We start from the raw sequence: 16313 nt of genomic DNA on the forward strand, positions 1-16313 counted from the left end.
CTTTTTTACATTAAAAACAAAAGCAGGAAGAGGATGATTTCAAAACATTATTAGTACTTTGTTGATAAGAATGGATTATGCATATGGTAGTTTTTTCCTGAATAACCATTAGCGTTCGCCTTTGCGAATTTTTACAGCTTAGGTGGTATACAATCAATGATCGGTTTCTGGCGTATCACTTGAAGGTGAAGTACTTGACGTCAAAGGAGGGCAAGTCAAACTACACCTTACCATAGATAAGGATCAATCCAAGGAGAAGGCTCACTGGTTCACATTTGCTCCACCCACGGGGAATGCCATGTACTGTATGCCTCAAATCGGAACGAGCGCAATATTGTATTTGCCAGATGCCGATGGGAAAGGGGCTATCATCACGGGGTGTATACGAAAGAATGGTGGAGAGTGTGAGAAATCGGGCGATCCTAATATTAGGTATTTCGGTACAGAGCATGGGAGTGAGGCTAAATTATCCCCGACCGGAATAGATATTGTGAGTGGCTCGAAGGAACCCTTAAAGCTAACCCTAGAAGACGATAACGGTATTACATTAACAAGTCACAAGAAACTGTTATTACAAGCGGATAGTGAAATCATTATACAGAGTGAAAAGCGAGTAGTGATCCAAGCGGAAAGCCAGATTATGATTGTAAAAACTGGACAGACCAGCGGGATAGCGATTGAGAATGAGTACCATATTCTAGGGAATCAGGTCATTGCTGATGGGTCGGATAAAACAAGCTATCCAATCTACGATGATGCACCACAGATAGGGACGCCGCCACCAGAACCGAAACCACCGTTTAGTTGGGGGAAGCTTGTCGGAAGGGTACTTGCAGGAATTGCGGTAGTTGCGGCAGTTGTAATTGTTGCCGTTGTTGTCGTAGCGACACTGGGTGCAGGAGCAGCGGTTATAGGAGCCGTAGCAGCAGGAGCAGCGATAGCTGGGACAGCGGCCGTCGTCAGTCAGGCCGCGTCCGATATTGCCCGAGGGGAAGTAAGCGGCTACGGTGCGTATGGATGGGCGGCCTTACGAGAGTCGACCATAGGAGCAATATCTGGAGCTATATTCGGTCCATTCGGAGCAGGAGCAGTTATTGGTGGGAAAATGACCTTCGGAGCAGTGGTTAATGGATTTGAGAGTGTGATAAGGCAGACGATGGAAGGAGAAGGCTTCAGTCTGGAAACCCTCATGAACGACGCTGCCATAGGAGCATTAACCGCAGGATTACTTGATTCAAGAATCGTTAAAGGAATCGGTGGAGCAGTAGTAAAGAAAATCAGTAGCGTAGCTCCATGGATACAAAAAGGAATAGGCGCTGTAGGGCAACAATTTAGTAAGAAAGTAGATGATCTATCTAAATTCGGCAATAAGATGGGTCAGAAATATATGAAGGAAGCCCGAGAATTGCTTGATGATGTTGCAACGTCGATTAAACAAGCAGGGAACAAACTGGCTGGACCAATGCCCGTTCACTTGGGGCCAAATGTCGATTTGCCAAATAGTAATGTATGGAAGAGCTCCGATCCACGCCAACAACAGAAATTCTGGGATGAGATGGAGCAAGGCAAGAAGGAATTGGCTGAGCGGATGTCGAAGAATGCTGAGGGGACAGGAAATACTGCTAAGGAGATAAGTGAAGCTGGACAGAAGATATTAAATAATGGTGATAGTTTAGATAGTGTGGCTAGAAATTATATTGATCAAGTTAAGACTAATAAAAGATGGACATGGACTGATGATATACCTGGTGCTGAAAAACTTACCAAAAATGAGAAAATTGCTATAAAAGAATATGCTGTGAAACAAGCCTTAATTGAAGATGTACCTATTAAGACTATAGTGACAGCAGAAGGAAAGAAATGTAGGATTGCTGATTTTAATGCCGCTGGTGTTGTTAAGGAAACTAAACAACTTCCAGAAGAACTTTGGAAAGCTTCAGATGCAGAGCAGTTTAAATGGTTAGATGAAGCAATAGGAGGGAGACCTTCAGGGACGACTTGGCACCATTCTGAATTCGATGGTAAGATGGAGTTGGTACCCTTTGGCATTCATAATATTACAAACCATAATGGCGGAAGAACTAAAGGCCTTTGGTCATATAGAGTAAATGGAAGATGATAATGGAGGTATGAAAATGGAAATTATTCAAAATTCTATACTTAATCCACCTAGTGATGAGAGAATTATCAAAATTGAAAATTACAGCCATGTGAAATTTCCAACAGCATTTATAGAGTTTATTAAAAAGAGTAATGGTGGTATTCCTGTTACCAATAAATTTATTCTTAGTCAAAATGAATGTGTTGTTGAGAGATTTCTTTGTATTTTGGATAATCCTAAGGAATCAGAATTAGGAGATTATGATATTTCTGTGGTGCTTACACAGCTGGATGAAAGATTAACCGATAATGGCGAACTAATAGGTGATGAATTAATACCATTTGGAGCTTTGTTTGGTGGGGATTTTGTGTGTTTAGACTATACGGTTAGTCAAGAGCCGACTATTTGCATTTGGTATCATGAGGAATCTGAAGAGTTAGCTCCCGTTATTGAAAAAATAGCTGATAATATTAATGAGTTCTTTGAAATGCTATCAGAATAAAATGATTGATCTTCTGAATATAATTTAGGATTCACTTCATAACAATAGAACGATAATACTACCAACAAACCATCACTTATAAACATAGAAGGCTTATTCTACTTGAACTATGAGTAGGAATAAGCTTTTTTTATGTGAGCAAAATCAAAGGAGGAAAAAGAAAACGATCCTTCCAGGATATCTCGATGACCTATGATGCCTTGCTCAAGAACATCATGAAAGAACATCCCGGAGCAGATATTTCGTGTAACATCGGAGAAGGGCTTTCTATAGGAGAGCCGATTATTCAATACGAAGAGACTGATTGGGAATTAATCAATCGGCTTGCAAGTCATTTTCAACAATTCGTTACATCCGATTTACAGTATGCCACGCCGAAACTATATTTTGGCACACCTCCTGGTAGACAACTACAGATTTCAGAGGATATTTCTTATACAGCAGGAAAAGATTTAGTCGCTTATCATCAAGCGGGTGGCGGAGAGTCAGGACTGCATAATACGGATTTCTTTTATTATGATATGACGAGTGATCAGCATTATCAGATCGGTGACATCGTGGAATTCAGAGATAAAGAACTGGTCGTTAGCCAGAAGACGATACGGTTAGAGGAGATACAGCTGGCATACAGTTACCGCTTGTCTCGAAAAAAAGGGATACAACGAAGACTTATACATAATGATAGACTTTCTGGCGTGTCACTTGAGGGTGAAGTACTTGACGTTAAAGGAGAGCAGGTCAAGCTACATCTAACGATAGATAAGGAACAACCCAAGGAGAAGGCTCACTGGTTCACATTTGCTCCACCCACGGGGAATGCCATGTACTGTATGCCTCAAATCGGAACGAGCGCAACATTGTATTTGCCAGATGCCGATGGGAAAGGGGCTATCATAACGGGGTGTATACGAAAGAATGGTGGAGAGTGTGAGAAATCGGGCGATCCTAATATTAGGTATTTCGGTACAGAGCATGGGAGTGAGGCTAAATTATCCCCGACCGGAATAGATATTGTAAGTGGCTCGAAGGAACCTTTAAAGCTAACCCTAGAAGACGATAATGGTATTACATTAACAAGCCACAAGAAACTGTTATTACAAGCGGATAGTGAAATCATTATACAGAGCGAAAAGCGAGTAGTGATCCAAGCGGAAAGCCAGATTATGATTGTAAAAACTGGACAGACCAGCGGGATAGCGATTGAGAATGAGTACCATATTCTAGGGAATCAGGTCATTGCTGATGGGTCGGATAGAACAAGCTATCCAGTCTACGATGATGCACCACAGATAGGGACGCCACCGCCACCAGAACCGAAACCACCGTTTAGTTGGGGAAAGCTTGTCGGAAATGTACTTGGAGCACTTGCAGTAGTTGCGGCAGTTGTAGTTGTTGCCGTTGTTGTCGTAGCGACACTGGGTGCAGGAGCAGTGGTTATAGGAGCCGTAGCAGCAGGGGCAGCGATAGCAGGGACAGCGGCCGTCGTCAGTCAGGCCGCGTCCGATATTGCCCGAGGGGAAGTAAGTGACTTCGGTGCCTATGGATGGGCGGCCTTGCGAGAGTCGACCATAGGAGCAATATCTGGAGCTATATTCGGTCCATTCGGAGCAGGAGCAGTCATTGGTGGGAAAATGACCTTCGGAGCAGTAGTGAATGGCTTTGAGAGTGTCATAAGGCAGACGATGATGGGAGAAGGATTCAGTCTAGAAACCCTCATGAACGATGTTGCCATAGGAGCGTTAACCGCAGGAATACTTGATTCAAGAATCGTTAAAGGAATCGGTGGAGCAGTAGTAAAGAAAATCAGTAGCGTAGCTCCATGGATACAAAAGGGAATAGGCGCTGTAGGGCAACAATTTAGTAAGAAAGTAGATGATCTATCTAAATTAGGAAATAAGATGGGTCAGAAATATATGAAGGAAGCCCGAGAATTGCTTGATGATGTTGCAGCGTCGATTAAACAAGCAGGGAACAAACTGGCTGGACCAATGCCCGTTCACTTGGGGCCAAATGTCGATTTGCCAAATAGTAATGTATGGAAGAGCTCCGATCCACGCCAACAACAGAAATTCTGGGATGAGATGGAGCAAGGCAAGAAGGAATTGGCTGAGCGGATGTCGAAGAATGCTGATGGGAAGGGTAAACCTAAAACTGATTATGATAAACTTAAGGATAGACTTAATGAGAGATATAAAGAATTTGTAAATAAGAAAAGACAAAATGTCCCACAAACAAGTGATGAGCTGTTACCAAATGAATTGAATCATGGAAAGTTTGGAGAACTTCCAGAAGTGAAAGGGGACAATATCACAGGCCATCATATGCCATCCAATAAATATATGAAAGAAAATTATGATATAGATATGGATGAGAGCTATGCTATAAATCTAGAACATCCGTTCCCAGGGGTAGGTGGAAGACATAGACGAACATTTACGAATGGTATGGGTTCAAAAAATCGTCCTGAAGATTACAATTTGTATATGTCTTTGAATTCACGAGATGCGCTAGCTTTTGATATGAATGACTTAAGAAGAATCTTAAAAGAAGATGGATTGTACAATAAAGAAACTAAAGAAAAGTTGAAGGAATATATTAAATACTATGAAAATTATCAAAAAAATAACGTAAATATTTTTAAAAAGCCGTAACTTGGGAGGAATAGCATGTCCATAGAAGATCAGATTGCTACTTTAAAGAAAATGCGCTTTCTAGATAACGAAGATTATAATATAGAGTTAATAGAAGATGTTTTAAATGAAATAGCACAAAATGCAGATAATAATTCGATTATTGCTCTGTGTGATATTTTTCATGATGATATAGATGAACCTGCTATTGTAGGTGATTTAATTGAAACCATTTTTCATATTGCTGAACGTAATGGGCTTGAAGAGGGGTTATATGAATTAACTCAAGCAATAGCATATATGAAGCCACAAGCAAAGAATTGTTTGAAAAGGATTTTTAAAAGTATTCTTAATTCAGAGGACTTAATTAACCCATATATTAGTGTTCTAAAAAAGGTAGTACCTTCAAAAAAAGAAGAAGTGATGAATATATTAAAGGAAATAAGTATTAAACAGCCAGTCCAATATCTCGACAAGATAAATTTCATTTTTAAACAAATTAATTAATAATGAGAAATTAGGTGATATCATTATGGCGTCTCCAAAAATCATTTTGGGTATACCTGGAATTTGGACGAATAGAGAGGATTTTAAAGAGGCAATGGCTAGAAAGGGTAACGGCTATCTGTATATGGGAAATCATATTGGAAATTTAGATAAGCCAGACCATCTTTATGAAGTAGATATAAGTGAACATAATCCTTATATTGCAGAAGCTATTGAAATTAGTGGTTATGGATTGATTAATAAAGATGATATAGAGAGGCTGAAAACACATAGCAGTATTATTTACCTTATAGGAGAAGGGGGATCTTTCGATAAGATATTAAATATTATGGATGTTGCTTCTGCTGTTCTTAATGTCGGTGGTATTGCAGTAAATGTTGAATCATCTGGAAGATCGCGCTCAAAAGAAGATTGGTTGGAAATCAGTAAGAGTAAAGATATTTCGAAGATATTTTCTGCGTTTATTCAGATGTCACAAGAAGGTAGCACTTTTTATACTACGGGTATGCAATGTTTTGGACTACGTGATGTGATCACTTCAGCAGAAAACATAACAGCAAGGGAAGTTGCTACCCTTTTTAAGGTGTTTTGTTTATATAACCTTGATGAAAAAACAAAGATCAACGATGGAGAAACTTTTAGTCTAGATCCAAGTTCCCCAATTTATTTAATAGAACAAGAGAAGTGTACAATGTTTGAGGAAGATGATCCATATTTTAATCTATATGGAGTATGGAATATGATACGTCATCACCATCCCAAAAGGTAAAATAACTAATTATACCTAGATAATTACTATTCTTCGGGGATAATTGGCTAGCCGAATATTCTATATGAAGAAACAGATTGGGAATTAATCAATCGTCGTGCAAGTCATTTCTTGACCGAGGTATCACTTAAACCAAGGTACCGTATTAGGTGATTTTTTGGAGTATATACGCTCACGCCATGTTTCCATTTGCTCGACAAACAGACCCTTCGTTCGATAGTACTCTGGGAACTCGATTTCACTTAATGCAGATGTCTCTACAACAATGGAAAACTTATCTCGGGTACGTTATTTCTTAGATTAGTCTTCGCTATCAGGAATAATAAATCGGTTCACTCGGGCTACCTTTTGTAACTTATACAGGGTGCCTTCTGGTAGTCGATTGTTCCTACACCTGATTCTCTCTTTTTAATTGAATTAAAATATAGATTATAAATCAATAAACCAAGGCTTATTCCACTCAAAATATGAGTAGGAGTAAGTCTTTTTTTTTTGCATGAGGAAAACTAATTAAGAAAGAAAATGGATATGAGGCACGATTAGTATTTTGCTCGGAACAATGGATTATGCAGATGGTAGCGAAGAGGACGGAATTGTCATAGAGAAGCATTAGCGTTTCCCCTTTATCCTTGGATTCTACCTCTTTGTCGCTATACGATCAAGAAATCTGAGGACAACAGCGATAGTAAGGACAATCCGTTACCGTAGTTATGACTCTAGATGATGAAGACAAACTGAGTGTTATGCCCCAATTATTTAAGCTAATGTCACCGGAGATGGCTAACCTGAAATATCCTTCAGGACGGCGTCCTGATCATATTTTCACGAATGTTGAAGGAACTGTAAATATGGCTTTTACCTATACCAATACAGCAGTAGATGAAACGGAGATTGAGGATTTCACGATTGAGATGGCGAAGATCCTACGTAAAACACAGAAGTTACAGAAGTGGTATGGAGACGGTGTGAAAGAGCATTCAATACCTATTGGGTATTGCGAGTTTCTATCTCCTACGATCACTTTGAACGTGTATAATCTGATGTTCTTTGTTTCGTTAGATGATCGCGCTGTGTTATGTACCTTTAATTGTTTGGATGTCGAGATGGAAGATTGGAAACCAGCAGCCCATCAGATGATGGCTTCAACCAAGATTCAAGGAGGCGACCACGTATGAATAAAGCTGCACTAGCCTACCACAACCTCAAAGTATCCCCGTTTGAACTGGTCAATCTACAAGAGCTAACGATCTCGAAGAAATTGAACGAGCATGCTTATTTACATTTCAAAGGTATCGTATCGGAGGAGTTGAAGGATAGTTACGTCCTCATGTGCGATGCGGGTACAACGGTTGAAATAAGCCAATTGGATGAAGACGGAAAGAGTACGCCGTTGTTCTGTGGCATCGTTCGTAATATTGCGGTACAAGCGATTCGTGGAATTTATTATCTCGAAGTGGACTGTGTATCGCATACGTACGAATTGGATGTTAAGAAGAAAAGTCGGTCTTTTCAGAACAAGAATATGACGTATCCAGAGCTACTAAATATGATCGCCTCGGATTATTCAGGCATCGATATTATGGATGAGGCGACGAATGGTGCCACAATTGGCCGATTTACGATGCAATATATGGAGACAGATTGGCAGTTTCTGAAGCGAATGGCTTCACGCTTGCGGACCATTCTTATGTCAGCTTCGGTGTTTGAGCGTCCTAAATTTTATTTCGGTCTGCACGATGCGAATCCCAAAGGAAAGCTAGATGATTTCCATTATCGTGTGGTCAAAAGGTTGGAGCCATTTCGTGACACGACGGAGAATACGGGAGCTAGCGTAGAGGAGAACGACTACATCTACTACGAGGTAGAAAGTGGCCTTGTCTTAGATCTAGGTAATGCAATTACATTTAAAGGTAGGCTCTTGTACGTGTGCGAAGCCAGCACGGAGATGAAAGGCAGTCAGTTAAAGCATCAATATACCCTCTGTACACGAAAAGGCTTGCGTGCCAATCCCCTATATAACGATCCGATTATTGGAGCTTCCATTCAAGGGGAAGTTATCGAAATCCAGCGAGATACGGTTAAAGTTCACCTCAACATTGATCCTTCCCAGAATAAAGCAGAGGCTCACTGCTTCCCTTATTCATCCGTGTACACCGCAGAAGGAAATAGTGGTTGGTACTGTATGCCAGAAGTTGGGGACCATGTGAGGGTCTATTTTCCAGGAAACAAAGAAGAAGAAGGCGTTGCATCAAGCTCCGTTCGTAAGAACTCAGATGAAGGAGCGTCGAACAAACTTAGTAACCCGGACCACAAATATTTCCGTACGGCTGCTGGTAAGGAACTCAAGATGACGCCAGAGGAGATTGTTATTACGGGTAAGGATGGCGAAATCTTCATCCGGCTTAGCGAAGGCGGCGGGATTGAAATTAGTAGTACTCAGATGATCAGGTTAGTGGCCAAGCAAGACATTATGATGAATGCTGAGGAGAACATCGTGATCTCCGCCAAGGATAAAATTAGCCTCACATGTAAAGAAAGTACCATCGTGTTAGATGGGAATACAGATATATCCGGCCTCGAGCTGAAGACGAATTAAGGATCATAAGTCAGGAGGGGTATTCGTGAGTGAGAAATCCATAGGAGAACTTACGAACGGGAAAGCACAAATGAAGGACATGGCGAGGGTTCAATTTCGGGAACAGGAAATCAAGACAAAAAGACTTGTCCTGTTAGCTGAGCTTGAGCGAGATTATATCCAGCAACGTGAGGTGCTTAAGGATATGTTCGTGGTGTCCATTCGCTCATGGTGCAAGGCGTTATTGGAACAACAGTCGATTGGGGAGAAGGGGAAGATTGGATATCTAACCTACGCGATGCTACGAACGGATCTGATGGAGGGAAGAGCTCGTTATCTTGCCGAAGCGACGGATGAGAAGTGGTTCATGGATAACACGGTCCATCGTAGTTACTATGACGCAACGTGGGCTTTTGCTCATCTGGATGGTTGGGTAGCTGAGATGAAGACGCAGATTCACAGCTATGGAGGTCAGATTACCTCGATGGATGTGGAACAAGAGCTACTACGAGAGGCTGAGTATGTTCATTCGTATGTGGTTGCTCTAATTCGTTATGCGATGCCCTATGCCGCTCAATCTCAAGAATTTATGTTGTTGGACAAAGAAGAAGTATTTGAGGTTCGTGTTGGTGAGTACCTAGACATGAGTGAAGTGGTCTACAAAATGGATCGTCGTCCTCAAGAGAATAAACAGGTGAAAGCATGGCTTAACGAGCGAAAAGATACTGCTTATGGGTATGGAGTCTATAGCCATCTCGATTTGGCTGATGAGGTGTATGAAGGTATGGACTTCCGGTATTCTCGGTTCGAAGAAAGTAATCTCGAACGTAGCCGTTGGACCAAGAGTCTGTTGGTAGGCGTACGATTTGAACATTGCCACCTTACGGAAGCTAGCTTTGCATATAGTTGTATTCATGGTACCAGCTTTAAGGGCTGTGATTTACGCCAGGCTACATTCGAAGGTGTGCAGAGAATGCGGGGGCAAGCAGATCCACAGTTGTGGGAAATGCCTGGGTTTGAAGAAGTGGATTTCAGTCAGGCTAATCTCTCACATGCTCAATTCAGTCAATCGTATTTACGTGGTGCTAATTATAGTGGAGCAATCTTAACTGGGGCTAACTTCTCGTTGGCTAATGTCGAGCAGGCTGATTTCAGAGGAGCAGACCTATCGGATACCGATTTCACAGGAGCACTTATGAATGGCGCAATGATTGATGAACAAGATGCTGATAAATGGTCAGAATCAGAGCGGAAGATGCTACAAATTTTCCCTGCTCGTCAGGAGGTATAGCCATGCTTATGGATTATTTTCATCTGTCATTGGATCCGCGGATCTCTGATCCTGCTGAGCCAGCAGGGCTGAGTAACGTCGTCAAGACGGAGATGTTAACATCTAGCCGTTCACATGAATTACGTGAACTTGAATTGCAATTTCCGATCCGTGGTGTTGGACAACCTACATATCCTGATTATTTGGAGCGTCCCTTTCCACTATTATCGGACGGACTGAAACGTCTTATTGAAATGTATTGTCCACGCATGCCATATGAGCCTGTAGGTCTGTTGGATATCGGACGGATGAGACACGATACCTATTGGCTGATGGTGCCTCCGCGGAATGCTTGCTTGTCTGGGCAAAGTCAATTCCATCCCGATGGTTCCTTAAAAGAGCTGGTCTTGGACAGCAATAAGGTGGGGGAACAGATGCTATTTCAAATCGATGGCATAAGAGAAACGGAAATTGTGATTCATTTAGCCGTGGCGGAGAGCTTATTACGAAGAGATTTCACGGGAATCAAGCTGACTAGAGTGAAACAAGACACGAGCCATTAATGGCACATCCATAGATGACACCACGAGAGAAACGGCAGCAGCGAATGACGCGCAATAATGGCCGTTTTTTGTTCATGAATCATACCCAGAATCGAAGGGGGACATAAAGTATGCAAGCTGGACCAATCATTGTGAATGATGGCGCAGGGGGAGAACAGAAAAGTTATGTTGTTGCAGGAGCGATACTGAGCTGTAGCTTCGGAACGCAATTGAATCGATTGAAGATACCCATGTGTCATGGCGTGCACTTGAAGGACAAAGCACAACTCAGTATCGCGGACTATGTGCCTGGTGTTCATATTATGCCGTTTGGGAATTGCTTTTCTCGACTTAATCCGGCCGTTCAGAACGGGCAGTTCGATACTGAAGGATTGCAAAAAGCACCCTGTGTACCCCAGATTCTTTCAGCATGGGTTGGCGGGAAAAGCGATGTCCTTGTAGAAGGAGAACCGGCCTTGTTGAGTAGTTGCACCAATTCTTGTGTGTTTAGTGGCAGCATTCGTATTGAAGATGATGGACAGGAGCTTGGAGGGACCTCGCTAGGAAGCAGTGGTTCTTCCAACCAATCCATGATGGAATATTGAGCAAGATAGGTTGCAAATGCTAGGGAGGAGGAGAGTATGGGAACTGAAATCCAAGCCAAGAAAAGTAAAGTATATGCAGCGGGATATGGGAACATTCGTCTCGTATCGCCTTATCGGGTGCAACAGATTCAAGTATTGGATCTGGAGCGAAGGGTGGGTGAACACGCGCGGTTACAATTGAAAGCCATCATACCGGATTCAGCGAAAGATCACTACATAGAACAAGCGGCCAACGAAGAGACGATCTTGATCGAGGAAATCGATGACAAAGGGAAGCGTGTACGTGTTTTGTTCCAAGGCATGGTAGAGACCTTCGCGATACAAACCGTACGAGGGATTTACCAACTCGAATTAGAGGCCATTTCATATACCGCGTTACTGGACGTCAAGCCACGGATACGTTCATTTCAGAATCAGGAGATGAAATGTAGTGAGCTCGTGCAGGAGGTACTCCGTGCTTATACAGGTTCGGATGTAATCGATAACGCGACAGGAGAACACCCATTAGGAAGTTTTACCTTGCAATATAAAGAGACGGATTGGCAATTTATCAAGCGGGTAGCCTCACGATTCGGTGCAGTCCTGATGCCAGAGTTAGCAGCGAGTGCGCCGAAGTTATGGGTGGGACTACCCGAAGGCAAGTTACACACCCTGCCGAACCATTTACCGTATACAATTCGTCGCAACTTGGGAGCATTAGAGGAAGCGCTCGGAAGTGGAGCTACAGGAATAAGTGAAGTGGATTTCACCCAGTATACGGTAGAGAGTAGCATGTGGTTCAATCTAGGGGATAACGTAACATTTCAGAAGCATGAACTTACGGTAGCTGCAGCGACAAGCCAATTGAGAGATGGTGAACTACTCCATCGCTATACCCTCAGTCCAGAAGCTGGCATTCGGCAAAATGAAATGATCAACACACCTCTAGCAGGTGCTTCACTGGAAGGCAAAATCATCGAGGTGAAGAAAGACACGGTACGTGTACATCTGAATAACGATGCCACACAAGTGAAAAGTGAAGCAAGCTGGATACCGTATTCCTCGGTCTATGCATCGAAAGATGGCAGTGGATTTCACTGCATGCCGCAAGAGGGAGACTCCGTACAGGTGTATTTTCCAAGCGGGCGAGAAGAAGAGGGCATCGCGCAGAGCTCCGTTCGTCGAGGCGGAGGAGGAGCTCCACCATCCCCGAAGATGGAAGATCCGAATACGAAGTATTGGGGAACGAACTTCGGGAAGGAAATGAAGTTCGGCGCCTCCGATCTGACCTTGAAGGCCACAGAAGGAAGTCTATTCATCTCATTAGAGGATGGGAACGGCGTCCTGATCCAAAGTGATAGCGGAATTTCGATGACAGGTAAGCAGGATATAGAGCTAACGACGGAGAAGGCATTAACGATAGAAGCACAGAAAGGCGTATACCTACTCTGCGGCGAGAGCAGTATCGTCATCGATGGAATAAGTGACATCCAGGCGACGGAAGTCAGACTCACAGGACAAACGAAATGTGCCGTGTATGTCGAAGATATGGAACCTGAACCCGAAGCCCCATTTGTATCTGAAGTGGAGGTTGTCGAACCTGAACCTGAACCGGAACCACCGAAGAAAAAGAAAAGCTTCTGGGAGAAAGCCCTAGACATCACGCAAGTAGTGCTCGATGTGGCAGGGCTGATTCCAGGTATCGGAGAAGTAGCGGATTTAGCGAATGCGGGAATATACCTAGCACGTGGAGACTACGCGAACGCAGCCCTATCTGCGGCAGCGGCAATTCCATTCGTAGGGTGGGGTGCAACGGCAGCGAAGGTCGTAGGCAAAGGGATTAGTAAAGTTAATGCAGGTAAGAAGTTGGTGCAGGCAACAACACGAGCCGTAGATGCGGTCCAAGCATTGCGTAAAACCGCAGATATGGCATCTGGGTTCGCCAGCGGAGGTCTGGGGAAAGTGTTTACCAATGCGAGGAAGATGGCAAACAACCTCGGTCTCGGCGAGCAAGTGATGAAGCTGAAGAACGTGATGCAATCCCTAGCGATGAAGAGTCCTAAAATGGCATCAGTCTTGTCGACATCAGGCCATGTGGCGACACAGTACGGTAAGAGTCTAGTAATGGAACAAGCGATGCAAGAGGGAATGCGGTATGAATTCGTCGGAGACCTTGTCGAGAAATTAGGCGGAGATAAGATGCGTGCTGCACTCACCATGATATCCATTATGAATGGTTCCAAGCGCAGCGGAGGAAAAAACAATTCTTCTGGTATTACAGACGGTGGAGGCGGTTCCTCAGGCGGCGGATCTGGGAAGAAGGATAAGTCGAAGAAGGATACGGATAAGACCAAGAAAGATACAGATACATCTAAGTCGAAGAAGAAAAACTCTGGATTAGAGGAGAACAAAGGATACAAGCCAAAGCCGGGTGAAAGATCTACCACGAAAGAGGAATGGAAGCGCCAAGACAGTGAGAAGCGGAAGAAGGCTAGTGAGGAAGCTAATAAGAAAACGAGTAAGGCTTCTTCCGCACCACCAAAGAAAAAACCATACACGGACATAAAGGATAGAGCTAAACAGGCTAAAACAAACGCAGAAAAGGGCCAAGTTGGAGAAGACTTAGCCGACATAGTAATGAAAAGAGCAGGTCGTAAAAAGCTACCTTCAAAAGTAGGAAGTAATAATGGTTTTGATGGATTATATGTTAAGTATTCAAAAGATGGAAAAGTTGCTGATATAATAATCAATGAATCAAAGTTTGGAAGTTCAAAACTTGGAAAAACAAAAATGGGCAAACAAATGAGTAACAAATGGATTGAAGGGAATTTAAAGAAAATGATTAAATCTCCTGATCCAGAGGTAAGAAAGGCTGCAAAAATAGTACAGAGATTTATTGAGGATGGTAATAAGGTAACAAAAACTCTCAATAGAATGAATTCCAAAGGCATAAATAAGTGGAAAAGGCTAGGTACCTATCCATAATATTTATTATCTATTTCGCTGTATAATATGTGAATATCTGGTCTATGTTACTGTATTATCATTATATTAATTTTACTAAATAGGAGGATTAACATGGCAAAATATCTTCAACATTTCCCCGAGATCTTTGATGAAACAATAGAAGATACAAATGAACGTATACAGAGATATAGGGATAATGGATTACCAAAGAATGCAGGATTCTACTATGAGCTACTTGCTGATGGATTCCAAGACATAGCTATTGGAGAAATAGTTCTGAACGGAAATGTTTCAAAATCTAAACAAAGTTTTTACTTGGCTGGAAAAATGCAAGAAGTGCTTTATCAAAGATACGATAGTAAAGAAAATGATATATCTAGTGATTATGTAACTACCGATAAACATACAAGGTTACTAATGGCATTAATTAGTGGAAATGAAGAATTGATTAATTCTTTAACAACATTATTTGGTGGAAGAATTAAAGAAGAGAATGAAGACCATGAACTACACAAATCTGTTGGGTATGCTATGAAATATATACTTCTTGGTGAGATAGAACATGCTGCTGAGTATGTAGCAGTACTAAAGAAACTTGAAGGTAAAAAAAGTATGAAACTTTATAATGGTTATGCGAAAGTACTAAGTGGAATAATTGAAAATGATAAAATTCAAGTGAACGAAGGATTAAAGTACATGATAGAGTGTCATAAAAAGTTGGAAGATGATTACGGTAACACTCCACAAGAATTATTGAGTATACCAATATTAGGGTTAGCAAAATTAGCTATTCGTAATGATATAGCTATTGATATTGATGATTCGTTGGTACCCATGATATTGTTGGAACAACAGGAAATAAATTACCCTCTTGTTGATTTTGTAGAGTAGAAGGTGTGACGAGATGAGTACCCTAGCTCTTTTGCAACTCAGCACAAAACTGTCAATAGATTCTGATGTAATTATTCAGGTTGTTAGATTAGCCATAGATAACCCAAATAGGTATTTTGAAGAACATAGCGAACAACTTAATGAGAGAAATATAGATGAGCATTCAGAAGAGTTACCTTGGATAGCACTAGTTGATGAATTAATTGAAAATGGATTGGCATATGAAATAGATTGGAAAGAAGCCAGTCAGGATATTTGTGAAATAATAGATTACTTACTTGAAAGAAATAATTTCCCTCCTTTAGATTGGAAATGGTTAGATGAGGTACAGTATGAAGAGTTGTTAACTGAACAAGTCTTGAATGAGGTTTCGCAAAAACTAAAAGAACGCTGTATAACATTAGCATATTTAGATGTTGATAGTGACTCCTATGTATTAATAACAGTAGCAGATAAAGAAATCGAAGGTTTAAAACGACTAGCCATTGAAGCAGGGAAAAGGATTTCAGACATATTTATATAACTTCAAAACCCCAACGAGCATCTTGCAGCTCGATTGGGGTTTGTTTTTACATAATAATCCTATAGTAACACCTTTGATATTTAAGTAGGACTAGTAAGATCATTAAAAGCTCCTATATCCGTTTTCTGACCTGGATGGTCATCATTGAAACCAGTGGTTTCTTGAACTCAGTTATAAATGTTCGTCTTTCTTCTTTTGTCACGGGAATGAAAAATCCTCACGCATATAACGTTGTAGTTAAGGGAGAATTTAAAAATCGAAACAAAATGACTCAAGCTCGTGTAAAGTATGCTAGAAATATATTGAAGAAGAACGGTATTGATCCTGATTTTGGGTTGGATAATTTTCACTGGGCTCTTAATACGGGTCATTCAAATACGTATATTAAAAGAAGTAGCTAGGGAAATGTGGAAGTTAGATAAAAAGAATGCCGTAGGGTGGGGTGCAACGGC

Annotated in this window: 13 protein-coding genes; all 13 read left to right on the forward strand. The window is 41.7% G+C overall.

The window, feature by feature from the left end; all coding sequences use genetic code 11:
* Nucleotides 1-307 precede the first annotated feature (307 nt).
* The 13 genes from PGLA_RS28745 to PGLA_RS04530 all read left to right on the forward strand — a co-directional run bounded on the left by PGLA_RS28745 (nucleotide 308) and on the right by PGLA_RS04530 (nucleotide 15861).
* Nucleotides 308-2119 (forward strand): HNH endonuclease signature motif containing protein, encoded by a 1812-nt coding sequence (locus tag PGLA_RS28745; RefSeq protein ID WP_245699702.1) that lies wholly within the window; start codon nucleotides 308-310, stop codon nucleotides 2117-2119.
* A complete protein-coding gene (locus PGLA_RS04475; RefSeq protein WP_342671678.1) occupies nucleotides 2109-2603 on the forward strand; it encodes an SMI1/KNR4 family protein in 495 nt (164 codons plus the stop codon). Before PGLA_RS28745 ends, PGLA_RS04475 begins: the two co-directional genes overlap by 11 nt.
* 134 nt (nucleotides 2604-2737) lie before the next feature.
* On the forward strand, nucleotides 2738-5254 hold the full coding sequence (locus PGLA_RS04480) for a hypothetical protein (protein ID WP_145939471.1): 2517 nt from the start codon (nucleotides 2738-2740) through the stop codon (nucleotides 5252-5254).
* 15 nt (nucleotides 5255-5269) lie between these two features.
* Complete coding sequence (locus PGLA_RS04485) at nucleotides 5270-5740, forward strand: Imm30 family immunity protein (protein ID WP_068529301.1); 471 nt, start codon at nucleotides 5270-5272, stop codon at nucleotides 5738-5740.
* A gap of 25 nt (nucleotides 5741-5765) precedes the next feature.
* Entirely contained in the window at nucleotides 5766-6509 is a 744-nt protein-coding gene (locus PGLA_RS04490) for a DUF4261 domain-containing protein (protein WP_068529304.1), read from the forward strand.
* Nucleotides 6510-7219: 710 nt separating this feature from the next.
* Entirely contained in the window at nucleotides 7220-7684 is a 465-nt protein-coding gene (locus PGLA_RS04495; RefSeq protein ID WP_161487840.1) for a hypothetical protein, read from the forward strand.
* Complete coding sequence (locus tag PGLA_RS04500) at nucleotides 7681-9105, forward strand: contractile injection system protein, VgrG/Pvc8 family (protein WP_068529310.1); 1425 nt, start codon at nucleotides 7681-7683, stop codon at nucleotides 9103-9105. The genes PGLA_RS04495 and PGLA_RS04500 overlap by 4 nt, the downstream gene beginning before the upstream one ends.
* A 25-nt stretch (nucleotides 9106-9130) precedes the next feature.
* Entirely contained in the window at nucleotides 9131-10375 is a 1245-nt protein-coding gene (locus PGLA_RS04505) for a pentapeptide repeat-containing protein (protein ID WP_068529313.1), read from the forward strand.
* Between the two features lie 2 nt (nucleotides 10376-10377).
* Entirely contained in the window at nucleotides 10378-10917 is a 540-nt protein-coding gene (locus PGLA_RS04510; RefSeq protein WP_245699704.1) for a serine protease, read from the forward strand.
* A gap of 110 nt (nucleotides 10918-11027) precedes the next feature.
* Nucleotides 11028-11501 (forward strand): DUF4280 domain-containing protein, encoded by a 474-nt coding sequence (locus PGLA_RS04515; protein WP_068529318.1) that lies wholly within the window; start codon nucleotides 11028-11030, stop codon nucleotides 11499-11501.
* Nucleotides 11502-11537: 36 nt separating this feature from the next.
* The gene (locus PGLA_RS04520; RefSeq protein WP_068529321.1) at nucleotides 11538-14465 is read left to right on the forward strand and encodes a contractile injection system protein, VgrG/Pvc8 family; all 2928 of its coding nucleotides are present in this window, start codon (nucleotides 11538-11540) and stop codon (nucleotides 14463-14465) included.
* A 93-nt stretch (nucleotides 14466-14558) separates the two neighbouring features.
* Nucleotides 14559-15338, forward strand: coding sequence for an Imm49 family immunity protein (locus PGLA_RS04525; RefSeq protein ID WP_068529323.1), 780 nt, complete (start codon nucleotides 14559-14561; stop codon nucleotides 15336-15338).
* Nucleotides 15339-15351: 13 nt separating this feature from the next.
* Nucleotides 15352-15861 (forward strand): DUF6630 family protein, encoded by a 510-nt coding sequence (locus tag PGLA_RS04530; protein WP_068529327.1) that lies wholly within the window; start codon nucleotides 15352-15354, stop codon nucleotides 15859-15861.
* The last annotated feature ends 452 nt before the right edge of the window (nucleotides 15862-16313 follow it).

Source organism: Paenibacillus glacialis, assembly GCF_001637205.1.
Classification (GTDB): Bacteria; Bacillota; Bacilli; order Paenibacillales; family Paenibacillaceae; genus Paenibacillus_AQ; species Paenibacillus_AQ glacialis.